The sequence below is a fragment of the Alicyclobacillus dauci genome, from assembly GCF_026651605.1.
GTDB classification, from domain to species: Bacteria; Bacillota; Bacilli; order Alicyclobacillales; family Alicyclobacillaceae; genus Alicyclobacillus; species Alicyclobacillus dauci.
The window spans coordinates 4062575-4086778 of the sequence record NZ_CP104064.1 but is presented as its reverse complement, the minus strand read 5'-3'; the positions used below and the strand labels follow the sequence as shown (position 1 = coordinate 4086778).

Below are 24204 nucleotides of genomic sequence, written 5' to 3'. Positions count from 1 at the left end.
TGGCGCAGGGCCGGGTATTGGCGCGGGCCGGAATAACGACCTGAAGTTCCGCTGATCGTTGGAACGGCCGCAGTTACACAGGGATTAGGGACCTCGATTCCGCTATCCACGTAACAAAGGTATCAAAACCGGGAGTATTGGCGGTTTAAGAGAATCTTGATCCTTTGTTGCCACGCACTGATTAGCCTCGGTGCAATAGGGGAACGTAGTTCCCTACCTGACGCGCTCCCCGCCCCGCATGATCACGGCTCTGCCTGCCGGGTCGAGCCCGTTTCATAGGATTACCGTCTACCCCGGATAACTAGAAAATATTTTTCGATGTTCCGAATTGCGGTGATATTGGCGACATTACCGCTAAGGATGTTAAGGCGTTTTGTCTTGAAAGGTAGCTGTCGAGTATTAGGCATGTGTGGCAAACGGGCGGCATGGGGAGGCGGAGCGGCGCTGGAGTGAGGGACTGATTTGTCGCCGCAGGCAAACTGATGGTACGGGCGAATGGCGCGGCTGAATCCACGGCGCCCCGTCGCACATCAGGCGTCAGAAAGCAGCACTTGGTGTCGCATCGACACGGTGCGAGCGCGAGGGCGTCTTGATCACACCGGATCGCGACGCTGTGAAGTTCCCCTGATCTATTTTTCTTGTCAAAATTTTTAGAAGGAAAGGTTTACTAAATCTCGAATATGGTTTCCTTAGCGAATGAAATGCTAAGGAGAGTTGCACTGTGAAAAAAGTGGTGATGGTGGCAGCCATGTCTCTGGCGGCCACCGGGTTTTGCGGTACACTTGTCGGTCCTGTAACGGTAGACGCTGCAACCTACCCAATGCGTGTTACGCACGTTGAACTTAACGGAAAGCAATTGTCCTCTCCCGATTCCTTTACCTATCAGAACACAACGTACATGCCCCTCTATTATGTTCAGCAGTTACTCAAATCATTGCACCTAGATAACACATGGCAGGGTAGTCAGTGGAACATCACGGCAAAGTTCTGGCAAAAGCCGGCCCAAGTGCTCAATTCCAAAACAGGGACGATGAGCATCCTTGTTAACAATGAGCCTATCGCGATTCACGTCAACAAGATCGTGACGAAAGATCCGGCGTCACACCAAAACACGACGTATGTTCCTATTTGGTTTATACAGCAAGCCCTGAAAGCGGTGGAGCTCCAGAGCACGTGGAACGGAACCACGTGGAACGCTGAGTCAAATTACACTGATTACACGAAGACGGGCGCGTATCTTGCGGGCTTTTACGGATTGGCGGATGCCAAGGCTGCGTTGGCACAGTACCCTGGCGGTGAAGTGCAGGACGGCTCTGGCAAGGTTGTTTACACAGAGGCTTCCTTTACGAACGTGGACCTGCGCTATCCTGCGCCAGCCAACGTGAATGCCAAGTCGCTGGACTCCTATTTGCAATCGCATAACTCAATCCTGGCCGGCCTCGGTCAGGTGTTCATCGACGCGCAGGCAACGTATGGCGTCGACGCCAACTACCTCGTTTCACATGCCCTTGAGGAAACCGGAAGTAACGGCAATGTCAGTGACATCGCATTACAGAAAAACAACCTGTACGGGTATGGGGCATTTGACGTGAATGCGGGAACTTCTGCCGGTACATTTCCTAGTGAAGCGTATGCGATTCGCTTTCAAGCATGGGAGGTCCGGAACAATTACTTGAATCCCGGTGCGTCGCATTACACGAGTCCTACCCTCGCTGGGATGGCGAACAATTACGCATCTGACCCAGATTGGGCGAATAAAGTAAATGACCTCATGGATCAGCTTGCCATCGATATGAACGATACCGTTGCAAGCTATCAACAGTACACGGCAAACAATCAACCATCGACGCCTGCAAATGCGTCAACTGAGCCTGTTTACCGCATGAACGGTGCAACCGGGGTCGTCCAGGCGGACCAGAACTACGGATCGACTGTACCGGTGTACGCCACACCGGCGGATGGGCAAAACCATCTTTTCGCGCGATCCCTTCAAATGGGAACCCAGGGTTCGGATGTTGAAACCCTCCAGCAGGCACTCAATCAGCAAGGAGGAACAAATCTGACAGTCGACGGAAAATTTGGTGCGGCTACGCAGCAGGCCCTGGAGAATTTCCAAACGGCGCATGGCCTTGCCGCAACGGGTGTATGTGACTTCTCGCTTTGGAATACCATTCTACAATTGTCCGCACCAGCGGCGACGATCACGGCTGGGCAACAGGTGAATATTGACGAGATCGCGCAGGGCATGGCAGGCGGGACGGTCACGGCTTGGTATCATGTGCCGAATGTCGGGTGGATTGACGCGAATGACGTTCAATTCAGCAACGTGTACCGTGTGACCGTGCCGAATCCGAACGCAGCAGCGGACGTGAATGTCCCTGTAACGGATGCGACTGGGAAGACAATTGCGACTTTACACGCGGGAGATTACGTTGTATCCACCTCACCGCAGGCGTCGGCTATTGCAGTTCAGTTCGTGAACCAAGACACGGGAGTCGCTGTTTCTGGGACGATCTCGTCTTCGACGGCATCGTTGACGAAAATAACCAGCTGACTGTGGATTATCAATAACAACTTGCGGTAAATAATCGAAAAAGGCTGCCTGTTCCATATCAACATGGAATTAGGCCAGCCTTTTTCGTTTCCCGAAGTGTTTTAAGTCAAGCACGTGCATGTGTCCAAGCGGCATAAGAATAGGATCAAGAAACATGCACCTTGATGATAGCCAGTGTCTAAGATGTCACGGAGGGCCCGTTGTAGCTCGGTTCTAATGCTAGTTCGAAAGGGGTTAATGCGTTCGAACGCTCACTAAACGGCCTGTCATAATCGCAACTGGAGGAGGATGGGACCATGAGTTTTCTTGACCGACTCAACACCTACCGCGCAGAGGAAGTAGGACTTAGCTGGGAAGGAACATTCGCGGACTATATGGAAATCGTGAAAGACCATCCGACCGTGGCTAAAACGGCCCATGCTCGTATATACGACATGATCGCGGCTGATGGGATCGAGACCGACACTGAGGGTCATCGCCACTACCCGTTCTTTGCGAGGGAGATGTATGGTCTCTCTGGCACCTTGGAACGGCTAGTTGAAGAATATTTCCACGCCGCAGCGCGGCGGCTTGATGTCCGCAAACGCATCTTGCTTCTCATGGGCCCAGTCAGCGGGGGTAAATCAACGATCGTAACGATGCTCAAGCGTGGATTGGAACGCTATTCGCGAACGGACGAAGGTGCGCTTTATGCGATCAAGGGGTGCCCGATGCACGAAGAGCCCCTGCACTTGGTTCCACTCGAATTGCGTGAAGAGTTTGAAAAAGAATATGGTATCCACATCGAAGGCAACCTGTGCCCAAGTTGCCGCATGAAGTTAGACGGTGAGTACCAGGGTCATGTGGAACAGGTGCCTGTCGAGCGCATCGTTATGTCCGAAGACAAACGGGTGGGTATTGGTACGTTTAGCCCGTCTGATCCAAAGTCTCAAGACATTGCCGATCTCACCGGAAGCATTGACTTCTCGACCATCACCGAATTCGGCTCTGAATCTGACCCGCGAGCTTATCGGTTTGACGGTGAGTTAAACAAGGCGAATCGCGGATTGATGGAGTTTCAGGAAATGCTCAAGTGCGACGAGAAGTTTCTTTGGCACTTGCTCAGTTTGACGCAGGAAGGCAATTTCAAGGCTGGGCGTTTTGCGCTCATCTCCGCGGATGAAATGATTGTGGCGCATACCAACGAAGCGGAGTACCGAAGCTTTGTGGCCAATAAGAAGAATGAGGCATTGCAGTCGCGTATGATCGTCATGCCTGTGCCGTACAACCTGCGTGTTGACGACGAAGTGAAGATTTACGACAAGTTGGTTCATCAAAGTGATTTGAAGGATGTGCACATCGCTCCACACGCGTTGCGAACGGCTGCTATTTTCTCCATCTTGACACGGCTTAAAGAGTCGAAGAAGCAAGGTGTGGATTTGCTCAAGAAACTGTATCTGTACAACGGGCAAACCGTGGAAGGAATGAAAGATGCGGATTTGAAAGAATTGCGAACGGAGTTTGCCGACGAAGGAATGTCCGGCTTGGATCCGCGTTACATTATCAATCGCATCTCCACGGCGCTCATTCGCCGTGACACACAATGTATTAACGCATTGGATGTTCTACGAGCGATTAAAGACGGATTGGACCAACACGCGTCCATCAGTGCGGAGGACAGGGAGCGTCTTCTCAACTTTGTGGCGATGGCTCGTAAAGAGTTTGACGAAATGGCGAAGACGGAAGTCCAAAAAGCGTTTGTGTACTCGTTTGAGGAGTCCGCAAAGACACTGCTCGATAACTACCTAGATAACGTGGAGGCATACTGCAATTGGCAAAAGCTCAAGGATCCGTTGACGGGCGAAGAGATCGATCCGGACGAACGCCTCATGCGTTCCATCGAAGAGCAGATTGGCATCTCGGAGAATGCGAAGCGAGCGTTCCGCGAGGAAATTCTCATTCGAATCTCGACATACGCACGGCGCGGAAAGCGGTTTGACTATCACTCACATGAGCGGCTGCGAGAAGCGATCGAGAAGAAATTGTTTGCTGATTTGAAGGACGTCGTGAAAATCACGACCTCGTCGAAGACGCCTGATGAGCAGCATTTGAAGAAGATAAACGACGTGACCGCGCGTCTCATCGACGAACACGGATACTGCCCGTCCTGCGCCAACGAACTGTTGCGATATACAGGCAGCCTATTGAACCGTTAGGGAAGGCCTGCACCCGAAAGGGGGGACAGTCATGTCGAACGTTTATTTTTCCTTACAAAAAGAGGACTGGTCGCTGCACCGGAAAGGGCAACAGGATCAAGAGCGGCACAAGGACAAAGTGAAACAGGCCATTAAGGACAATCTTGCTGATATCGTCAGCGACGAAAGTCTCATCATGAGCAATGGTCGGCAGATTGTCAAAGTGCCGATACGCTCTCTGGAAGAATATCGTTTCCGCTACAACTTCCAAAAGGGTAAACATGCAGGAACGGGTAAAGGAGACACGCAGGTCGGAGATGTCATTGCACAAGGCCGTGGTGACAAACAGGGCGCAGGCAAGGGTGAGGGCGCCGGTGAGCAACCCGGGATCGATTATACCGAAGCAGATGTGGCCCTGGAGGATATTCAGGCGATTCTCTTCAAGGAACTCGAACTGCCAGACTTGGCCGACAAACCAGCGGATCGCATGGTGACAGAAAGCATCGAGTTCAGGGACGTGCGCAAAAAAGGGCTGTCCGGAAATATCGACAAGAAGCGGACGTTACTCGAGTCCATTCGGCGGAATGCCATTCATGGCCAAGCGAAGACGCAAATTCTCCCGGAGGATTTACGATATAAAACCTGGGAGGAAGTTGAGAAGCCCGACTCCAATGCTGTCATTCTCGCCATCATGGATCTATCCGGTTCTCCGGGTGTGACATGATGAAGAAAAAACGAAGCGGGACATTGATGTAACCATCCCGCTCCAAAGGAAATTCCAGTGACTAGGCTGCGCGACGAATCCGGGTGTTGTCTGTGCGTTTAAGCACGAGGTAGAGGACGAAGGATACCGCGAAGCCGACGTAAAAGGCGAGATCGAGACCGCTCCACGCTTTCGCGATGGGACCTACGTAAATCGCATTGTCCATAAATGGAACCGACACCGCGATACCGATGACAAAACTGAGCAGGCCAACGGATTGGATGGATTTTTCCTCGATTATCTTGTCACGTGATTTGCCGCGAATGTAGAAATCCGCAAAGAGAACGCCCATCCACGGCGTGATCCAGTAGCCAATGAGCAACAGAAAGTTTTCGAAATTGGACTCAAATTGGCCTTGACCAACGAGACTGAGGACCAGTCCAATCAGGCTTGCCACGATGACGAGGGCCCAGCGGGGAATACGGATGTCGAGTGCGCGGGCGGAGAGGGAATTCGAATACAGGTTGATGGCATCCGCCGCCGTCCCGCCGAGAATGATGGCGATGGTCGCAATGGTGCCGAAACCACCCATCGTGTCGTGCAGTGCGTCAATGGAATTGGTGCTGTGACCTGCGGCCAGAACCGCCACAAACATGCCGACAATTTCGAGCCATGCGGAAGCGATAAAAGCGCCGATGGCCGCCAAAAAGCCAACTTTGACTTTGCTGACAGAGGCCTGCAGGTAGCGGCTATAGTCAGACGCATAGGGGCCCCAACTGCCCAAATAGGAGAATGTGGCACCTACCATCACCATGACAGCCAGACCCACATGGTTCGTCGATGCGTGATATCCCGCAAGAGCGGACCAATGGCCGAGACTTAGGACTGTGACAATGGCGAAGACGATGCCGAGAATGACGGACATGGCTCGCTCGTAGGCGTGAATAAAGTTGTGGCCAAGCGTCGCGACCACCCCTTGGACGGCGACCAGGATGACGGATGCTGCTGCCACCGGGAGTCCCGGGAACATGGCGTGCAAACCAAATGAGCCGAGAATGTTGTTGACGGTAAACCAGCCGATGGTGCTGATGAAGTTTAAGAGGCCAGGGATATAGCCTCCCACTCGGCCGAACATACCGCGTGTGATGATCAGTTGCGGTAATCCGTAAGCCGGACCCATGGCTGCGCACAAAGCGAGGACAACGGCCCCAAGCAGGTTTCCAATGATGATAGATATGATGGCCCAAGTCCATGACATTCCAAGGGAGACGGGGATAAATCCGAGTGCATAGTCAGCAATGGTGAGATTGCTGCCCAGCCACAATGTAAATTGACCGAACGCGTTACCGTGTCTTTCGCGATCCGGCACGCGTTCGACGCTAAACGGTTCAACTTTCAGAACTCGTTCACCGTACACGACGGTTTCTGGCTGCTTGATCATGTGAAGCCTCCTCAACTAATAGTCCATACAGGTGTATATACACCTATTTATACATACATGTAAAGGACGAAACCACACTTTTCGACAGATTATCGAACACTGGTAATATTCGAGAGGTTTTCCTGCACTTATGTTGAATAGTCGAAAGATTAATTTGATCGTGATGTCCGAGGAGTGGTCGCTTATGCAGAACTCAGCTTCCTTGATGGCCCCTAAGCTGAGGATGACCACATTGATTGCTATTGTAGGAAATGTGTTGTTAGTCGGCTGTCTTTGGACGACTATCAGCACGGGCAGGCCCCAACTTGTTCTTTTCATCTGTCTCACGTGTATCTTTTTGGCTGTCGCCAGATTGTCGGTGGTTTTACCAAGCGGCGCGGGATGGCGTCCGGGTGTGCCAATTGTCACGATGAGCATTTTTGTGTTGCCTCCGGCAATAGCAGCCGTCGTATGCCTCCCTGGGGTTCTTCTGATGGTGGGAAGGAAAGGTGGGTGGTGGAGGCAATTTCTCAAGACGTCAGCACATATGGGCATCACGCTATTTGTTGGGGCGGGTGCATATCGCGCGCTTCTCCACCTGCTAGATAGCCAGCGTTTCGATGCACTCTTGTTCTGTGCTGTTATCGCCTTAGCATGTGATTTGGGTATCAACCGAGCCATTGCCAGTGTTTACGTTGCGGAACGCGAAGGCCGAGCGCTCGGTAGGCAGTTCAGTCTCACATTTCGTGAATTGCATTTGGGGTATCCGACAGCGTATTTGTTGTCGTTTATGACCGCCATCCTCGCGGAGAGCGAAGGCGTACTTGCTTTGTTTCTGGGAACTTGTCTCCAGCTCGCCGTGTTCCAATCCATTGCAATTTACACAAAAATGTCCTCATGGCAGCGTACTGCCCTTACAGATGGTCTCACGAAACTCGGAAACCGACTTGCTTGGGACTCTTTTACTCAATCTTTCCTAACGGAGAGTGCGGACGGGAGCATCGCCGTGATCGATCTCGACAAGCTCAAGGAGATTAACGACACATACGGCCATATGATGGGCGACATGGTCCTGAGCGATCTCGGCGTCTACCTTCAGCAGGACTTACCGCCTTTCACACGCACTTTTCGCTACGGGGGAGATGAATTTGTCGTGTTCTACCCGCATGAAACGGTTGAGCGGGAACAGGTGTGTGTGCGATTGGAACGGTTACTTGAGGCTTTTTCGAACGAGTGGAGAAAAAAGGGGATCGACGTTGGATACAGTATGGGCATCGCGGTTTGCCCTATTGATTCCCGTGACATCACGGAATTATTTCATTTGGCGGACTCCAAAATGTACAAAGAAAAGTTTGAGCACAAGGCACTCAATTGCGGCACACGTTAACGCGTCTGTTGACCCAAAGCCACAAAGCTGCTTCACACCGTTTGACGCACTGATCAACCGGCGTGGTAGCGGTCTTTAATCGATCACCTTGATACCCGCCAGCTTGAGCTGTAAAACAGCATCCGCGAGTTGATCGGCAGTTCCGTACTCCACCAAGTGGTAATGTAATCCATCCGTCAAGGAAGACAGAAGCGGTGCTTGGTCCTTCGCAATCTTTCGCAAAAAATGCTCGACATCCCGCCGCGACGACAAATAGAGGTTCCCGACGATCTCACCGTACACCTGATGCTCCACACGCACGTCGATCACGCGCAGTCCACAGTCGACCAACACATTGAGTTCTGTTCCCGTCTGTTCTGGTGTATGCGATACGGCCAAGAGGACACGATTTGTCGCTGTCTCGGCGTTGAGCATGTAGCCCTTTGGCGTGGAAAGGATACTGTACCCAAGGGCGCGCAGCAGCGCGATATCGTGAACCACTACTTGGCGAGTCACATCCAATTCTTTTGCCAGTGCTTGGCCTGAAACTGGGTTCGAGTTGGATTGAATGATTTTTAGCAGTGATTGTTGACGACTCGTCAGTTCACTCATCGGGATCATCCTTCCAGTTTACATTTGACCTTTCTATCATAGCGAAACGGGGAATCATTTCACCACTACGTCATCGACGCCGCGCATTTTTTCTATTACCATCATGGGGGAATGATCAGATAGGGGTTCTAAATCAATGAGTACAGTGAGCACACAAATTCAGAAAGCCGCAGGCCTTCTTCAGAAATATTTTGGATACGAACGCTTTCGCCCGGGTCAGGAAGACATCGTTGCCAGCATTTTGTCTGGTCAAGACACAATCGGCATCATGCCAACCGGCGGGGGAAAGTCAATTTGTTATCAAATCCCCGCCCTCATGCAGGAAGGGCTGACGGTGGTCGTATCGCCGCTCATTTCGCTCATGAAGGACCAAGTCGATACGCTCGACAGTGTTGGCATCAACGCGACGTACATCAACAGTTCCTTATCTGCTTCCGAGGCTGAAGAACGGCTCAATTTTGTCCGCAGCGGAGCTTGCAAACTGCTTTACGTGGCGCCGGAGCGCTTGGAGTCTGCCTCGTTTCGGTACATGATCAATCGGTTACAACCCTCCATGTTTGCCATCGACGAAGCGCACTGCTTGTCGCAGTGGGGACACGATTTTCGCCCAAGCTACCGTGCCATTGCTGCAGTCATTGATGAGCTAGATCATCGGCCTCTCATCGCTGCGTTTACCGCAACAGCCACGCCGGCTGTCGTCAGCGATATAGCCGATTTGCTCGACTTGGTCAAGCCAGCCATTCATGTGACGGGATTTGACCGGGAAAATCTTTCGTTCGCCGTCATTCACGGCCAGAATAAACGGGATTACATCACGGCGTACCTCAAAAATCACCCTTCCGAATCCGGTGTAATTTACGCATCAACGCGCAAAGAAGTCGATTCCTTGTACGAGTTTCTGCACAAGAAAGGGTTCCTCGTTGGGCGCTACCATGCAGGCCTCAGTGATGACGAACGGATGGAAAATCAAGAACGATTCCTCTTTGATGATGTGCGGATTATGATTGCCACAAATGCCTTTGGCATGGGCATCGACAAGTCAAATATCCGCTTTGTACTCCACCACAACATGCCGAAAAACATCGAAGCGTATTACCAAGAAGCCGGTCGTGCGGGACGCGACGGTGATCCAGGCGAGTGCATCTTGCTGTACAGTCCTCAGGATGTACAGGTGCAAAAGTTCCTGATCGAACAGACGGTTTTGCAGCCGGATCGAAAACGAATGGAGTATGAGCGGCTTCAGACGATGGTCGACTACTGTCACATGACCAGTTGTCTCCGAGCGTATATCTTGCGATATTTCGGCGAAGAAGCAGGCGAACGATGCGATAACTGCAGCAACTGCAAACAGGATTTCGAAACGCGCGACATCACGATTGAGGCACAGAAAATCTTCTCGTGCGTTCATCGGACGAAAGAGCGGTTTGGGATGAAGATGATCGCTGCGGTGTTGCGGGGGTCGTCCAACCAACGCGTGCGCGACTTGGGCTTAAACAAAGTGTCTACGTTCGGACTCATGGCCGATCGTACGGAGAAAGACATCATGAGCTATCTGCAAACGCTCGTCGCCGACGGCTACTTGCGGTTGACGACGGGTCAATATCCCGTTGTCCGTTTGCAAGAAAAGGCCGTCGCGGTGTTGAAGGGTGAAGTCACCGTCCTGATGAGGGTGGTCCGTAAAGGACGAGCTCTTCAGATTTCCGATCCGCTGTTTGAAGAACTTCGTGCACTGCGCAGGGAGATCGCAGAACGAGAGAACGTCCCGCCTTACGTCGTATTTGCCGACAGCACCCTGCGCGAGATGGCTTCCGTCATGCCTACGGACATCTCTGCCCTGCGAACCATCAAAGGTGTTGGCGATGTGAAGGTGAGCCGATACGGAACGGATTTTCTACGGGTCATACGCGACTTTGGTGAGCGGCATGGAAATGACGAATCTGCCTCCGTGCCGAAGCAGCGTTCAGTAGAGGCTATTCCCGTAGAATTCACTGATCATGAGACGAGCACTGACTCAACATCACACAGCCACAGAGGCCCGAAGCAGCCAACGAACGTTGCGGACGAAACACCGAGTCACATACAATCGTTTGAATTATTCCAAGCAGGGAAAGAGGTCGAGGAGATCTCATCCGAACGCGGACTATCCACCATCACGATTGAAGGCCACCTCATTCGCTGCGCCCAAGAAGGTCATCCAATTGACTGGGCGAGGATCTTTTCAGAACCCGCTGAAGCACAAATTCTAACCGCCATTGACGCGGTAGGATCGGATAAGCTGAAGCCCATCAAAGAAGCGCTGCCAGACGATATCAGCTACTTCATGATCCGCGCCGTCATTGCGAAGCATGGCCTGTAGGTGTAGGCCACGGGATTTGTCGTACGGGGTGGTACTTCCTGTCGGTACTTCCCTCACGACAAACTGAGTAAACCAATAGCCCAAGGCCGCATGTTCGAACCGGTGCTCCGTTCATGAATTGAAGTAGACTGCCATGTGCAGTTCATCCAAGTACGTTTCCCCTACCTTCAGGGCTCGTCGTTCCACGCCAAACGTTTGGAAACCAACGGATTCGTATAAACGAAGCGCAGCATCGTTGGTACTGACCACGGATAACAGGATTTGCTCGACCTTCCACTCGTCCTGCGCGCGTCTTATACCTTCCAGAACCAGTTTCTTGCCAATACCCTGGCCTCGCGAGGACGGGGTCATATACATTCCCACCAGCATGCTTTTATGTCGCAGCTTTTGATGCTCGTGACGAATGAAGGTGACAATGCCGACGAGATCGTCACCGCTGCTCACAGCGCCGAGCCGTCGAATGTGCACGTTTGTTCCCCTTTCTCTCCGGAAAGTTTCGCAGGATTGATTGTAGTGTAGGGTGCGAGGGGAGTTCCGGCAAGGGCTGTCCTCTACAAAGCAGATAGCTGTGTATGTAGGGTACAGGCGCGCGACGGATCGCAGGCGAGATAGAGGAAACTATGGGTGAGGAAGGCGGCCTAGTTAGCGATAGTCGACCGGTGGCTTCGTCAATGTTGACATAAATCAGAGCTGAAGGATGTTCACCTTGCCGTTGAAGGCGAGCCGGTTCAATAAGGCCCCGGGCATTCCCCAGTTCCCAACTTTCCCTATGCACGTTTGCAAATTGGGGACCAGGAGGCCTTAGTTCCCCCTGGCGCAGACGTGAACCGCTCGAATATACCCAAACAACGGCATCCGGTTCCGTTATGTCATTCGGAGGTATCCGTTTGCGCTCAACAAGAGACTGGCATTCCCCTATGCTGCCACGCTGACCGGGTTTGAAGCTTTGGTCTCCCCGCTAGGGCACCGGCAAGGGAGTTACCTGGCAGCCTAAGCGACCTTTCAGGTAAGAAGCCCGTGACCCTCGCATAGGATCAAGCGAGGGGGCGGGACAAGTGGATGAGAAAATCCGTTTGGACCACGCTCAAGTCATCGCGAAAGAAGACGCACCACTCATCACACAATGGATCGAACGAGAAATTGAGCGTTGGTACGCAAGAAATGAAGGCAAAGATGTGGTGGCCGTCATTCAAGTCCAAGGCCACGAAGACCAAGAAAGCCAAGAACACGGCCCGTGCGACGATTCAGAGCGAGAACAGGGTTCTGTGGATTTGCCGGTTAGCCAGCGTGGCGACGATGAGGCGTTTCGGCGGTGCAGACGCGGGGGTGAGGGGGCATGAAACGGTGTGCCGTCTATGCCCGTGTTAGCACCGATATGCAGGGGGAGAGTTTGGAGAACCAGGTGGAGTATGCCCTTGAGTATGTGCACAGGCTTGGGGAGGGTTACTCCCTGTGCCGGGAATGTATCTATACCGACTTTGATCAGAGTGGGTATTACACTCGGTTTGTTCAACGCCCGGCCATTCAGTTGGCATTGAGTGATGCGACGGCTGGGAAATACGACGTGATCGTGTTTAAGGAAATCAGTCGTATCAGCCGCGATCAGGCGGAACACATAGAAATCGTAAGTCGGTTTACGCAGGCGGGCGTCCGTATGATTGCTATCAATGACAATCTCGATAGTGATCGACCGGAGACACTCGATTTACTCGGCATCCATTCCGTGATGTCGGAGATGGAGAGCAAACGAATCTCGTCGCGCGTCTCAAGTGGCAAGAAAATGCTCGCGCGACGTGGTCTGTGGGTGGGCGAAGCGCCAATTGGGTATCAGTTGAACACCGACGCGAGGCGATTGGAGATCGATCCACTCCATTGCGACACACCTCGCCTTATCTTTCATTTATTCGTGGACGAAGGGTTGGGGACGCTCAAAATTGCCGAATACCTCAACCAGTACGGACGATTGACGAAAAATGGGCGTCGCTGGTCGCGTGGAACGGTCGCGCAGGTCCTGCAAAATCCCGCGTACGTCGGCGATTTGGTGTATGGTAAAACACGAAATACGCTGAAGCGGACTTACGATGATAAAGGTTATGCAAAGTCGCAAGGGCGCAATGCGCTGCCCGAAGAGGACTGGATCATCGTGCGAGACGTACACCAACCGCTTATCTCACGTGATGTCTTCGAGGAGGCGCAGCATATTCGATCGCGCCGAGCAAAGAAAAATCCCCGCAAATCCCGTCACCCACTCACGGGCATTCTCGTCTGTGGATACTGCGGTGCGGGAATGGTTTGTCAGAAGCACAGATGGCGAGATCGGGTCTACCGTTATTACACATGCAGCACGGCCTTTCGGTTCGGGCGGACAGCCTGCTCACAACCGAATCTGAATGCGGAGTGGCTGGAGTGCTCTGTTTGGTCATACGTCATGAAACGCCTTCGCCCCTTGGACGGCGCTGATGTGACGGTCAAGCGTCGGCCCAGCGAGATACTGGATGGGAAGAACGAACGGTCTCGACTTGAACGAACCCTGGAAAAAGCACGATTAGGACTGCAGCGTCTCTTGAGCGATCCGGACGTTCCAGAAAGCAGTTTCGCCCACTTGAAACTTAACTTGCTGAGCACGATCCGCACGACGGAACAAGCATTGCATGCCCTTGACGAACGGTCCGAGTCCGCTCAGGCGATAGCCCCCAAAACGACACCACTCAAACCATGGCTTGAAGTTTTGGGACAGTTGGACGTGTCGGATTTGGACGGCAGACGCAGTCGGTTGCAGGGTCTGATAGATCGCGTTGAGGTGGTGGATTACGAGGTGACACAAATCTCGATTTGCTACCGTCTTCCGTAGTTTTTTCTTGATCACGCTATACCCATATCCATGGGTCTGTTTGAAAAGTATTGCGCCCGCACGTTTTTCTTCTGGATGACGCGCTTTCTGCGGACGAAGTACGACAATGTTCACATTCGGTACATTGCGCACCACACGGAGGCACACGAGGTATCCGAGGAGCACTTCTTCACCAAAGGAGAGAGTGGGGGGACCATTTGTTCGTCAGCTTACGAGTTCGCGTTGCAGCTTATCAATCGCGAGTATCCGACGGAACGATACAACATTTACCCCATTCATTTTTCCGATGGAGACAATCTCACATCTGATAATGAGAAATGTGTGCGACTCGTCACGGAGCTGTGCACCAAATCGCAAATGGTCGGCTACGCTGAAGTCAATCAATACTCCCGCAACTCGACGATGATGAATGCCTTAGGCAAGCTGGATATTCCTGCATTCCGTAAGTTTGTCATTCGCGATAAAACAGAAGTTTATGGCGCATTAAAGCACTTCTTTTCTCGACGTGACGGGGTGAGCAGCGCATGAATCACGAAGAGATGTTACAACTTGAGGAAAGCATTGAAGAAATGACGGATATCGCGAAGAAATACGGCTTGGACTTTTACCCGATGCGGTACGAAGTGTGCCCGTCGGATGTCCTTTATACATTCGGCGCCTACGGGATGCCGACGAGGTTCCACCACTGGAGCTTTGGAAAGGCCTTCCACAGGATGAAGCTCGAGTACGATCTCGGCATGAGCCGCATCTACGAATTGGTCATCAACTCGGATCCTTGTTACGCTTTCCTGCTTGACGGCAATACGTTGCTCCAGAATAAGACGGTTTGTGCGCACGTTCTGGCACACTGTGACTTCTTTAAAAATAACGCGACATTTCGCTACACGTCACGCGACATGGTTGAGCGCATGGCGGCGAGTGCGGAGCGGATTCGGCAATATGAGTTGAAGCATGGTCGCCAAGTCGTTGAGGATCTCATCGACGCGGGGTTGGCGTTGTCCGAGCACGTCGACGGATCGACAGATGGGCGGAATGCCCGAGCCAAAGTGAAGCAACAGCAATACCGTTCGAGGCACGGTGAGTATGATCCGATCTTTCGTTCAGTCGATCACGCCACATCCCCCTACGACGACCTTTGGTCCATCGGCGAGACACAAGAAGACCGACAGGCGAAGAAGAAGCCCATGGTGAAACCGCGGGCTGCCCAGAAGGATGTCATGCTGTTTATCATTGAAAACAGTCCCGTTCTCGAAGAGTGGGAGCGGGATGTCCTGTCCATTCTGCGCGAAGAAATGTTGTACTTCTGGCCACAGATTGAGACAAAAATCATGAACGAAGGTTGGGCGACGTATTGGCACCTTCGAATCATGCGGGAAATGAACCTGACCGATGAAGAAGCAGTCGAGTTCGCGAAGATGCACTCGGGTGTGGTCGTGCCGTCTCGTACGTCAATCAACCCGTATCACATTGGACTCGCCATCTGGGAAGACATCGAAAAGCGGTGGAACGATCCAACAGACGAAGAGCGAGAAAAGCTGCACCGTGAACCAGGCCAAGGACGCCAAAAAATGTTCGAGGTGCGGGAAATGGAGAACGACGTTTCGTTCTTGCGGAATTACCTGACCAAGTCGCTGATTGAGGATTTGGATTTGTATTTATACCAGAAGGTCGGGAATGACTGGCGCGTTGTGGAGACGGATTGGGAGAAAGTACGCGACAGCATTGTCGCTTCGCGTGTGAATGGCGGCATTCCGGTCTTGTATGTAGAAGATGGGGATTATAACAAGAACGGTGAGTTGTATATCAAGCACGAGTATGAAGGCGTGGAGCTCGATTTAAAGCATCTTGATAGGACAATGCCCCACCTGTATCGCGTATGGGGTCGGACCTGTCACTTAGAGACCGTCGTGGAAGCCCGTGATGTGATTTTTTCGCATGACGGGAAGAAAACACAAAGGCGGTTCCTAAAGGATTAGCTCTTGTCGAACGATCCAAAGTCGATTGGTTCAGGGCTGCCCCGAAGTTTTACGCTTTGGGGCAGCCCATTTCTTGTCCTCAAGTGGAAATTATTGTGCCCTTATGCCACTCTGTTTCGTTGCGTGAATTGCCAGTGATACCTCCATCCCGAAGAGAAAAATGATACTGGCGATGTAAATCCAGAATGTCAGCAGCATGACATAGGTTAGGGCACCATAAATGAGCTGGTAATTTCCCAAGTGGTGCGTGTACACGGCAAATAATTCCCGGCTGATGTAGATACAGCATGTTGCTACGGCGGAACCAATGACCAGAGCAAAGTTTGACGGAACCTTGGATGGCAGAAATCGATACGCAAAGTAGCAAACGGCAAACATGATGATTGCGAACAACACTCGTGCGATGGCGTGAGTGATGAGGATCCATGATGTCAATGGCGATTGCCCAAGCCGTTCGACAACCGCCGGAGATAGAGCCGTAACGGCGGCTGAGACGACAACGAGAGCAAGCAACAATCCAAGCATGCCGAATCCAATAATATATTGCTTTACGAAGGAACGACGGCGATGCACTTCACAGATTGTATCGAGTGTCTGTTGCAGAGATACCAGCCCGCCAATTGAGCCCCAGAGTAGCCCAACAAATCCAATGATTCCAATGACCGGTCGTAGGGTGGACAAATGGTGAATGGTCGTGTTGACAGTGGTTGTCCCACTGGGCATCGCGGGGACATATGACTGAAGCAGTTCATCAAAAAAATGTTCCACTTCCGTACCACTCAAGATGATCGACGCCAAATAGATCAACAACAAAACAACGGGAATCATGGATGTAAAGGCGAAGTACGACACGACTGCCGCGAGATAGCCAATGTTGTGCCGAATAACGGATTTGACGAGTATCGTAAGGAACTTTTTCATCATGTCTTTATTATTTCCGACTTGAGACCAAGTTCAACCAACTCCCTTGTCTTTTAGGAAACGCAAAATCTCTTCTGCTCGATTTGCCACACTGTACCATCCACGGTCACAAAATCGTAACTATTCTTATTTACATCCTATGGCAACACTGATACAATCTCCATGCACAAGTCTTGTAGAAACAGAGTGTGAGGGATTTTCATGTGGTTCGCTCTAATACTATGTCTAATCGCCGCGTTCGCCGACGTCATTGGAGGGGCAGCAACGGTCATCAAACGGCTGACTTCTAAGGAAGCAATGATTGTCACGGGACTTGGTGCCGGATTTTTATTAGGTGCTACCGTTTTAGACCGACTTCCGGATTCAATGAGTGAACTCCCGAATACGGCGCCACTTTATATCGTTGTTGGGTATCTGTTGTTGCTGGTCATTGGGCAATTGACGGGAAAGAGTCATGATCACGGTGCTTTATCCACTTCCCACGGCGTGGCATTGAGTACGAAATCGGCTGTCGTCTCTTTTGTAGGTCTTGCACTACATACGTTTATGGACGGCGTTATCATAGCTGGTGCTTTCACAATGAGCCGGTCCACCGGTGTGTTGATGTTTATTGCCATTACAATGCACAAAATTCCCGAGGGATTTAGCATGGCTACGATTACATTGGCATCCGGGGCGTCACGGGTCAGAGCATTGCTGACATCCACGGGGCTGGCTGTTTCAACGATGATCGGTGCTGTCGTCACGCTTGAACTTGGTAGCGTAGACGGGAGTGTCGTAAAAATCCTAATGGCGTTGGCCACAGGCACATTTCTCTACATCTCCACAACGGATTTGATCCCGGCGGTGAAAAGCCAACACCGCGGTGTCATAGCAGCAACTGTATTCGGTGTTGCGGTGTTTTACGTTTCACTTCTGCTGATCAAGCATGTGGGGCTCAGTTAAGGTCTTTACCGCACATCATTCAACCTGCATATAAATCAGTTTGATGCGCATAATAAGTCTCGTAAGGAGGCTGATGTGCTATGGTGACGACCTTTTAGGCAGTCTCAAGAACACAGGCTACTTACACAGAAGGGGACCGCTCAACAGCGGTCTCCTTCGCTGTCAATAGGGTAAACACTCAGGTGGCTCCGGATCCTTTAGAAAAGGGGTGCCAAATTATGTTTGAACGGTTTCAAAACGTACACGTGAAAATTACTGATTTTTCATTTTTACGGACGATTCCATTGGAAAAAGTGGATTCTTTTTTGCGATCCCGCGGATGGCAGAGCAAACCCCACGAGAACCTCATGATTTATAGTGACCCCATATCGAAAAGAACGCTTGAACTGTCGAGGAATGATGATTTTGACTACGCGGGTCGTTTGCAAGCGGCACTATCCGAGATGCAGGACATTTACAAATATAACGAACTGACATTAGTGGAGAAAATTTTGAACGCGAATTAGAAGATGGGTGACGGTGCTGTAGTTGTTGCGGCCTAGGACCCGCCGCTAATAAAAAAGGCGCCTCCAGGCGCCTTTTCGCGTTAACATTGACTAGTTACTTAATGTACCTTCTGGCACCGATGTATTTTGGTCCCCAGTAGGAGTTGAAGACGCCGTCTATGGAGACGCCCATGTCTTCGGAATCGACCATGAGTCCGTTTCCAATGTAGATTCCTACGTGGGTTGCGCCTGGTGCGTATGTACTGAAAAAGACGAGATCGCCAGTTTGGAGATTTCCACGGTCCACAGGCATACCGGATGCAAATTGCGCTTCTGAGGTCCGGTTGATGCTGACGCCAAAATGGCCTAGCACGTACTGTGTGAATCCGGAGCAATCAAACCCCGATGGAGACGTTCCACCCCATACGTAAGGCGTACCCATAAACGACTCGGCATATTTAATGAGCGACGATGTATCGGCGGAAACCAAACTTGCTTGTTGTTGCCGAACATAGCTTGGGTTGCTAGCCTGTTGCTCAGCGGCTTGTGTTTGGGCTTCAATGGCCTGAATCTGTGATTGCGTCAACTGAATTTGACTCTCAAGCATGCCCTGCTTTGTTTTGCCGGATTGAATATCCGATTGGATTTTCACTAAATCTCTTTGTTGTTGTGCCTTGATGTTCTGTTGAGTCTGCTGAAGTGTCACTAATTGAGCCTTCGTGGCGGAGACTTTCTGTTCAGAGGATTTTACTTGTGCCTGTTTGGCAACAACCGCGTCCTTCAGTTTTTTGACGGAGTTTACAACTTGGTTCTGTTGATTGGCAACGAGGGAGATGTCGTACATTCTGGAAAGCAGATCTGAAAAGCTCGTCGCGTGAAACAGGACATTTAGATAGGAAACATTTCCGTCTTCATACTCTGCTTGAATGATCTGCATCAAGTCGTTTTGTTGTTGTTTCAACTGCTCTTGATCACGATTCAGTTGATCATTGAGAGATTTCTCGGCTGACTGCAAGCTACTCAGTTGTGCATTGCTCGAGTTAATTTGAGAGGTAAGTGCCTTGAGGGAGTTTGAGTACGCGGCTATTGTCGCCTTTACCGTGTTCGCTTTCGCTTGATCCGCGCTAATGTTTTTCTGGACTTGCGCTCGCTCATTCTGTAGTTGTGTCAGCTGCTGATGCTCCGAAGACAACGACTTGGCTTGTGCGAATGGCATGTTCCATGCTAATCCAGCAAGAAGAGATACACCTATAGAAAGGACTTTCGTCGAATACTTCATTCATCTACCTCGGAATTAGATTTGGTTCGATGTAGACAGTCTTCGACACTCGGCGACATAATCCTCTTTCAATTTACTTGACAAATTGCTTGACAAAAAAAATTCACATTTCATGACGATCCGTGGGTACATTTGACGAAAAAGCGGGAGTGTAGCCGTGCGGGATTTAGAGCTTGAATCTTGTAGCTTACGAAACGATTGGCGGGTCCGTGAAAAAGGGGAGTGATCGTGCTGCTGTGGACGGTTGGCCCACACGATGCAGACCGCTCCCCTTCATCCGTTTCTTACTTGGCGGCAGCTTGTTCTACGTTATTGATAAAATCCCGTACAACACGGATATATTCGTCCTTGTCCTCGCGCAGCGGCGAGTGCGAACAGTTGTCGAATACATGGAACTGAGAGTCCGGCATACATGCGTGATAGTACTTGGTTGATTCAGGCGTGGCCTCGTCATGTGCACCGCAGCAGAACAAACTCGGTACAGAAATCTCATGCAACTGATCCGTTCGGTCAAAATCCTTCAAATTGCCTGTTGCGCAAAACTCTGAAGGGCCCCACATCGTGTTGTATACCAATTCGCCGAACTGTTCGGCCCGTTTTTTTCGCTCTTCTTCAGGTATCTCCACTCGGCAGACAAACCGCTTCATGTATTCCCGCTCAGCCTTTCTGTATGCTGGCGAGTCGGTGGTGCCGTTTGCTTCGCACTCGGCGAGCACACGCTGAACATCGTCAGGAAGTTCAAGCTTGAGCCGATTTGCATCTTCCATCCACATGTGTGCACTGAGGCACGGGCTAGAAAAAATGGCGCTGACGACTCCTTCGGGCTTTGTCAACAGGTAATCGGCCAACAACATCGTGCCCCATGAGTGACCGAGGAGATGGACCTGTTCCAAGTGGAGGGCTCGGCGTAATTCGTGGAGTTCGCGAACGAACCGATCGATCCGCCACAACGACGCATCCGTCGGCCGATCCGAATTGCCGCAACCTAACTGATCATAGAAAATGACCGGGCGTTCATCTTGCATCACTTGAAGCCCTTCCATCGCGTTGTGTGCACTTCCGGGGCCACCGTGAAGTACAACGAGTGGGGGAGCGTCTGTTCCACCGTTGATTTGATACCATATACGTCCGCCTTCGACTTCGACGAAACCTTCCTTGGACATCGTAGAATCCCCCTTTGACATCTAGTCTCTTTTTATCACAATGACACGCAACCTAACCACGTTTAAATTTGCATAAGTTTGAAAAGACAATCGTATTTGCATTTGAGACAGGACTGTTGCCGTCGAAGAGGGAAAATGGCAAACGCCAAGCGGGGGCACAAATACGGGGGTGGGCATCATCGTGGGTACACGCCAGGAAATTGGAAAGCAATTGTTTGCTGGACAGTTGAACATGGATTATTTGGAGCACCAAGACCAATATTTGTTTACCGCGCCAGAGGCCAAAGTGCGCTTGAATGTTGTTGGCATCGGAATGATGGGTATGGAGCACTGCAAAGTGACCATGTTGGAGGGCAGGGCAACTATTCATGGCTTCTATGATGCTGATCCGCACAGTCGCGATCATCACCTCAAGGCGTTGTCATCAGCGCATCCGGGGCAGAAATTTGTCGTTTATGACACACTGCAATCAGCCTGCAACGATCCAGACGTGGATGGACTCATCATCTGCACGCCCAACTGGACGCATGTCGATGTCGTGCGGGAAGCCGTGAAATCGCGAAAACACATATTACTGGAAAAACCGATGGCCACCACGATAGCGGACGCTTACGAAATAACAAAGTTGGCTGAAGGATACGAGGGTGTGTTCCAGATCGGACTGCAGTACAGGTTCAAGGCTATTTATGCCGAAGCCATCCATGAGGCGTTGGAACGAAAGGCCATTGGCGACATCAAAACCATCAGCATTCAAGAACATCGAGTACCATTTCTGGACAAGGTGAAGCAGTGGAATAAGTTCACCAAGTACTCTGGTGGAACCCTGGTCGAAAAATGCTGCCACTACTTCGATCTCTTCAATCTATTTGCACAATCGAAGCCAGATCACGTGTACGCGACGGGCGGCACGGCAGTAAACTTCCAAGACTTCGAGTATGCGGGAGAAAGATCGGACATTCTCGATCACGCATGCGTGACCGTTGTCTACCAAAACGGAATTCGCGCCAGCTTCAACCTATGTATGTTTGCCCCCATGTTTTACGAAGAAATTGTGTTATGCGGGAATGAGGGTCGATTAAAAGCATACGAGAATACGGATTATCTTCCCGTGCACCGAAAAGAGACCCATCTGGAAGTCCTCTCGGGTCTTCACCGACCGTCAAGGATTTCGACGCCGTGTTATCCCGCAAATATTCAACACAGTGGGCACCACGGGGCGACATATTATGAACACAAGTATTTCATCGACAATATTGAGGGCAACAAGACGAATACGGCCAGTGTTGAAGAAGGGTTCTGGTCTATTGTGGTGGGCGTCGCTGCCGAGGAATCGGTGAAAACGGGCAATGTTGTACAGATTGAGGAGCTGCTAGCCGAAAGTGGGATACGTGTTTAATTTTTAGGTCACTCTTGAGGACGACTGGTATTTCAACATCGCAATGAGAAGGTAGATAAAAGCTCCATTTGCCCCGTCGGTGAAGGCGGGGCTTTCACTTCACAGTGACCTCTGGACACCGACGAGGCGTTTGGCCGTACTGCTCAGGACGCGGGCCATTCGCGTGTTAAGCCTGTTAGTTACTTCGTTCACTTTGCTCTTGTTCGCCTCTGCGATTCGATTGTGTCATGGCTTTTCCGATTGCTTTCTTTCCAACAACAGCGCCGAAAACGGACATATAAATCCCTACTGGGATGAGGCACCAAAACCAGGGCCTCTCATTGACCTTTGCCACGATATCACCTCGGATATATACGATGCCACTGCGGCAATGGATCCATTCGTTTCAATGAAATTTCGAAAAATCTTGTCTATGCTTCCTGTGTATTGGCTCACATACCCTCTACCGGGAGGTCAAGAGATGAAACTGAAAGCGATTATCGCAAGCTCCATTGTTACATTGGGTGCCGTCGGAACAGTGACCGCATTTGCTGCGACCAACGGATCGTCAGCAAATGGAACGAACGCGGGAGCGCCCACAGCGACTGACAAACAAACTTCACAACACCATCGCGGAAAATTGCCCGAAGGTACCGCGGGGATTGCAAAGTTCCTCGGCATCGATGAGCAGACGTTGCGTGCGGACTTGAAGTCGGGTCAATCGCTGTCCGAAATCGCGCAAGGACAGAATAAGACCGAGCAGGACTTGGTGAACTTCATCGAGTCCTCCGCCAAATCGAAACTGGACCAGGCTGTGCAAAACGGCAAGCTGACGCAAGCACAGGAAACGAAGCGTTTGCAAGCCCTCGATGCGCACGTCACTCAGATGGTTGAGCACAAGGGACCATTTGTGAAAGCGGGGAAAGGGGATGTGCGGAAGCTCCTGCCTGCTGTTGCGAAGGCGCTTGGTGTCACACCACAGACTTTGATGTCCGACTTGAAGAGCGGCCAAACGATTTCGGATGTAGCACAAAGTAAAGGCGTGAGCCAGTCTACACTGGTTAGTCAGTTGAAATCTGACTTGCAGAATCGCCTCGACAAACTGGTGGGCAGTGGCAAGTTGACGGCTGCAAAAGAACAAACGATTTTGAGCAACTTTGACAACCACATTGGCCAGGTTTTGACGCACAAGTTTAATCAATCGAAGACGTCGACCCCAGCAACGACCGGTCAATCGTCTGGTGCATCAAATTCTACAACGAACAACGCTTAAATAGGCCAACTTAACACCTTGGAAATGACGGAGGGGCGGTCTCGCATACCATCGGACGATGGGTGCAGAGGCAGCCCCTTTTGTCGGGGGTGTGATCGAGGACTACTAAGCGCAAGTCGGGCTGAGGTGTATTGTTGATACTTGGTGTATGATGTCAGCGAGATACGTCAAACCGACTGACACTTTAAAGGAGTTGTTCGAGATGGACGTCATGGAAGCGATCGTTGGGAGACGACAGATCAAACAGTTTAAACCAGACCCAATTGATATGGATCAGTTGAAGTCGTGGCTTGAAGCGGCGAGCTATGCGCCAAATCACCGCATGAATCAACCTTGGCAAATTCTCGTGATCGGCGAAGAGACCCGTGCAAAATTGAATCATAAAGCCAATTTTGGGGACGCTCCGGTTGTCCTGGCGTTTGTGTGCGAGCCTGGAAAAACGCCGGTGGACAGGGATGAGAATCTGGTAGCTGTAGCTGCGTTCATTCAGAATTTCTGTCTTGCAGCGCACGCTGCGGGGGCGGGGACGCGTTGGACATCTATCGGCTCCACAGAAAATGGACACGAAGTCCTTGGACTCGGTGAGGGCTACGAGGCATATGTTCTCGGGGTAGGCTATCCACATGAGGTGCCGGCACCGAAGCATCACACGCCGATCGAGGAAAAGATGAAACATCTGCCATAACCGTAACGAGCCAGGTCGCGTAGCAGAGTCATCGAATCCGCTTAGGGTTGGGTGACTCTTTTTTCG

The 24204-nt window shown here is 51.2% G+C and carries 18 protein-coding genes and 2 pseudogenes; 14 read left to right on the top strand and 6 right to left on the bottom strand.

Annotated elements, in window-relative coordinates; genetic code table 11:
• The first annotated feature begins 721 nt into the window (after positions 1 to 721).
• The 3 genes and pseudogenes from NZD86_RS20495 to NZD86_RS20485 form a co-directional block, all read left to right on the top strand.
• Complete coding sequence (locus tag NZD86_RS20495; RefSeq protein WP_268043915.1) at positions 722 to 2554, top strand: peptidoglycan-binding protein; 1833 nt, start codon at positions 722 to 724, stop codon at positions 2552 to 2554.
• A 296-nt stretch (positions 2555 to 2850) separates the two neighbouring features.
• Entirely contained in the window at positions 2851 to 4749 is a 1899-nt protein-coding gene (locus NZD86_RS20490; RefSeq protein ID WP_268043914.1) for a PrkA family serine protein kinase, read from the top strand.
• A gap of 31 nt (positions 4750 to 4780) precedes the next feature.
• A pseudogene (locus NZD86_RS20485) lies at positions 4781 to 5446 on the top strand (DUF444 family protein); the annotation flags it as partial.
• Between the two features lie 67 nt (positions 5447 to 5513).
• Here NZD86_RS20485 and NZD86_RS20480 read toward each other — a convergent pair.
• A complete protein-coding gene (locus NZD86_RS20480) occupies positions 5514 to 6872 on the bottom strand; it encodes a purine-cytosine permease family protein (protein WP_268043912.1) in 1359 nt (452 codons plus the stop codon).
• A 184-nt stretch (positions 6873 to 7056) separates the two neighbouring features.
• Here NZD86_RS20480 and NZD86_RS20475 point away from each other — a divergent pair, with 184 nt between their 5' ends.
• Positions 7057 to 8238 carry a GGDEF domain-containing protein gene (locus tag NZD86_RS20475; protein ID WP_268043911.1) on the top strand — a complete coding sequence of 394 codons (1182 nt, stop codon included), beginning with the start codon at positions 7057 to 7059 and terminating at the stop codon, positions 8236 to 8238.
• Positions 8239 to 8313: 75 nt separating this feature from the next.
• On the opposite strand, the gene NZD86_RS20470 is transcribed toward NZD86_RS20475, so the two are convergent.
• Positions 8314 to 8829: a transcription repressor NadR gene (locus tag NZD86_RS20470; protein ID WP_268043910.1), complete on the bottom strand. Its 516-nt coding sequence runs from the start codon at positions 8827 to 8829 to the stop codon at positions 8314 to 8316.
• A 136-nt stretch (positions 8830 to 8965) separates the two neighbouring features.
• Here NZD86_RS20470 and recQ point away from each other — a divergent pair, with 136 nt between their 5' ends.
• Positions 8966 to 11185 carry a DNA helicase RecQ gene (recQ, locus tag NZD86_RS20465; protein WP_268043909.1) on the top strand — a complete coding sequence of 740 codons (2220 nt, stop codon included), beginning with the start codon at positions 8966 to 8968 and terminating at the stop codon, positions 11183 to 11185.
• A gap of 111 nt (positions 11186 to 11296) precedes the next feature.
• Here recQ and NZD86_RS20460 read toward each other — a convergent pair whose 3' ends face one another.
• The gene (locus NZD86_RS20460; RefSeq protein WP_268046982.1) at positions 11297 to 11749 is read right to left on the bottom strand and encodes a GNAT family N-acetyltransferase; all 453 of its coding nucleotides are present in this window, start codon (positions 11747 to 11749) and stop codon (positions 11297 to 11299) included.
• A 491-nt stretch (positions 11750 to 12240) separates the two neighbouring features.
• On the opposite strand from NZD86_RS20460, the gene NZD86_RS20455 reads away from it, so the two are divergent.
• The 4 genes and pseudogenes from NZD86_RS20455 (at position 12241) to NZD86_RS20440 (ending at position 16012) form a co-directional block, all read left to right on the top strand.
• Positions 12241 to 12525, top strand: a complete 285-nt coding sequence (locus tag NZD86_RS20455; protein ID WP_268043908.1) for a hypothetical protein — start codon at positions 12241 to 12243, stop codon at positions 12523 to 12525.
• Positions 12522 to 14036, top strand: coding sequence for a recombinase family protein (locus tag NZD86_RS20450; protein ID WP_268043907.1), 1515 nt, complete (start codon positions 12522 to 12524; stop codon positions 14034 to 14036). Before NZD86_RS20455 ends, NZD86_RS20450 begins: the two co-directional genes overlap by 4 nt.
• Before the next feature lie 27 nt (positions 14037 to 14063).
• A pseudogene (locus NZD86_RS20445) lies at positions 14064 to 14564 on the top strand (DUF444 family protein); the annotation flags it as partial.
• Positions 14561 to 16012: a SpoVR family protein gene (locus NZD86_RS20440; protein WP_268043906.1), complete on the top strand. Its 1452-nt coding sequence runs from the start codon at positions 14561 to 14563 to the stop codon at positions 16010 to 16012. The pseudogene NZD86_RS20445 and the gene NZD86_RS20440, both read left to right, overlap by 4 nt.
• 90 nt (positions 16013 to 16102) lie before the next feature.
• Here NZD86_RS20440 and NZD86_RS20435 read toward each other — a convergent pair whose 3' ends face one another.
• Complete coding sequence (locus NZD86_RS20435; protein WP_268043905.1) at positions 16103 to 16933, bottom strand: YihY/virulence factor BrkB family protein; 831 nt, start codon at positions 16931 to 16933, stop codon at positions 16103 to 16105.
• A gap of 201 nt (positions 16934 to 17134) precedes the next feature.
• Here NZD86_RS20435 and NZD86_RS20430 point away from each other — a divergent pair, with 201 nt between their 5' ends.
• Positions 17135 to 17878 (top strand): ZIP family metal transporter, encoded by a 744-nt coding sequence (locus tag NZD86_RS20430; RefSeq protein ID WP_268043903.1) that lies wholly within the window; start codon positions 17135 to 17137, stop codon positions 17876 to 17878.
• Positions 17879 to 18096: 218 nt separating this feature from the next.
• Complete coding sequence (locus NZD86_RS20425) at positions 18097 to 18384, top strand: hypothetical protein (protein WP_268043902.1); 288 nt, start codon at positions 18097 to 18099, stop codon at positions 18382 to 18384.
• Between the two features lie 94 nt (positions 18385 to 18478).
• Here the strand turns inward: NZD86_RS20425 and NZD86_RS20420 are convergent, their stop codons facing one another.
• Positions 18479 to 19642 (bottom strand): C40 family peptidase, encoded by a 1164-nt coding sequence (locus tag NZD86_RS20420; RefSeq protein ID WP_268043901.1) that lies wholly within the window; start codon positions 19640 to 19642, stop codon positions 18479 to 18481.
• 284 nt (positions 19643 to 19926) lie between these two features.
• The gene (locus tag NZD86_RS20415) at positions 19927 to 20805 is read right to left on the bottom strand and encodes a proline iminopeptidase-family hydrolase (protein ID WP_268043900.1); all 879 of its coding nucleotides are present in this window, start codon (positions 20803 to 20805) and stop codon (positions 19927 to 19929) included.
• A 181-nt stretch (positions 20806 to 20986) separates the two neighbouring features.
• On the opposite strand from NZD86_RS20415, the gene NZD86_RS20410 reads away from it, so the two are divergent.
• From NZD86_RS20410 to NZD86_RS20400, 3 genes are all read left to right on the top strand, one after another.
• On the top strand, positions 20987 to 22201 hold the full coding sequence (locus NZD86_RS20410) for a Gfo/Idh/MocA family protein (protein WP_268043899.1): 1215 nt from the start codon (positions 20987 to 20989) through the stop codon (positions 22199 to 22201).
• Between the two features lie 460 nt (positions 22202 to 22661).
• Positions 22662 to 23453 carry a hypothetical protein gene (locus NZD86_RS20405; protein ID WP_268043898.1) on the top strand — a complete coding sequence of 264 codons (792 nt, stop codon included), beginning with the start codon at positions 22662 to 22664 and terminating at the stop codon, positions 23451 to 23453.
• 202 nt (positions 23454 to 23655) lie between these two features.
• On the top strand, positions 23656 to 24138 hold the full coding sequence (locus NZD86_RS20400) for a nitroreductase family protein (protein ID WP_268043897.1): 483 nt from the start codon (positions 23656 to 23658) through the stop codon (positions 24136 to 24138).
• The last annotated feature ends 66 nt before the right edge of the window (positions 24139 to 24204 follow it).

Excerpts from the sequence above, each read along its gene's own strand:
- NZD86_RS20490 (WP_268043914.1), top strand. The coding sequence starts at position 2,851 with ATGAGTTTTCTTGACCGACTCAACACCTACCGCGCAGAGGAAGTAGGA.
- NZD86_RS20480 (WP_268043912.1), bottom strand. The coding sequence starts at position 6,872 with ATGATCAAGCAGCCAGAAACCGTCGTGTACGGTGAACGAGTTCTGAAA.
- NZD86_RS20475 (WP_268043911.1), top strand. The coding sequence starts at position 7,057 with ATGCAGAACTCAGCTTCCTTGATGGCCCCTAAGCTGAGGATGACCACA.
- NZD86_RS20470 (WP_268043910.1), bottom strand. The coding sequence starts at position 8,829 with ATGAGTGAACTGACGAGTCGTCAACAATCACTGCTAAAAATCATTCAA.
- recQ (WP_268043909.1), top strand. The coding sequence starts at position 8,966 with ATGAGTACAGTGAGCACACAAATTCAGAAAGCCGCAGGCCTTCTTCAG.
- NZD86_RS20450 (WP_268043907.1), top strand. The coding sequence starts at position 12,522 with ATGAAACGGTGTGCCGTCTATGCCCGTGTTAGCACCGATATGCAGGGG.
- NZD86_RS20440 (WP_268043906.1), top strand. The coding sequence starts at position 14,561 with ATGAATCACGAAGAGATGTTACAACTTGAGGAAAGCATTGAAGAAATG.
- NZD86_RS20435 (WP_268043905.1), bottom strand. The coding sequence starts at position 16,933 with ATGAAAAAGTTCCTTACGATACTCGTCAAATCCGTTATTCGGCACAAC.
- NZD86_RS20430 (WP_268043903.1), top strand. The coding sequence starts at position 17,135 with ATGTGGTTCGCTCTAATACTATGTCTAATCGCCGCGTTCGCCGACGTC.
- NZD86_RS20425 (WP_268043902.1), top strand. The coding sequence starts at position 18,097 with ATGTTTGAACGGTTTCAAAACGTACACGTGAAAATTACTGATTTTTCA.
- NZD86_RS20420 (WP_268043901.1), bottom strand. The coding sequence starts at position 19,642 with ATGAAGTATTCGACGAAAGTCCTTTCTATAGGTGTATCTCTTCTTGCT.
- NZD86_RS20415 (WP_268043900.1), bottom strand. The coding sequence starts at position 20,805 with ATGTCCAAGGAAGGTTTCGTCGAAGTCGAAGGCGGACGTATATGGTAT.
- NZD86_RS20405 (WP_268043898.1), top strand. The coding sequence starts at position 22,662 with ATGAAACTGAAAGCGATTATCGCAAGCTCCATTGTTACATTGGGTGCC.
- NZD86_RS20400 (WP_268043897.1), top strand. The coding sequence starts at position 23,656 with ATGGACGTCATGGAAGCGATCGTTGGGAGACGACAGATCAAACAGTTT.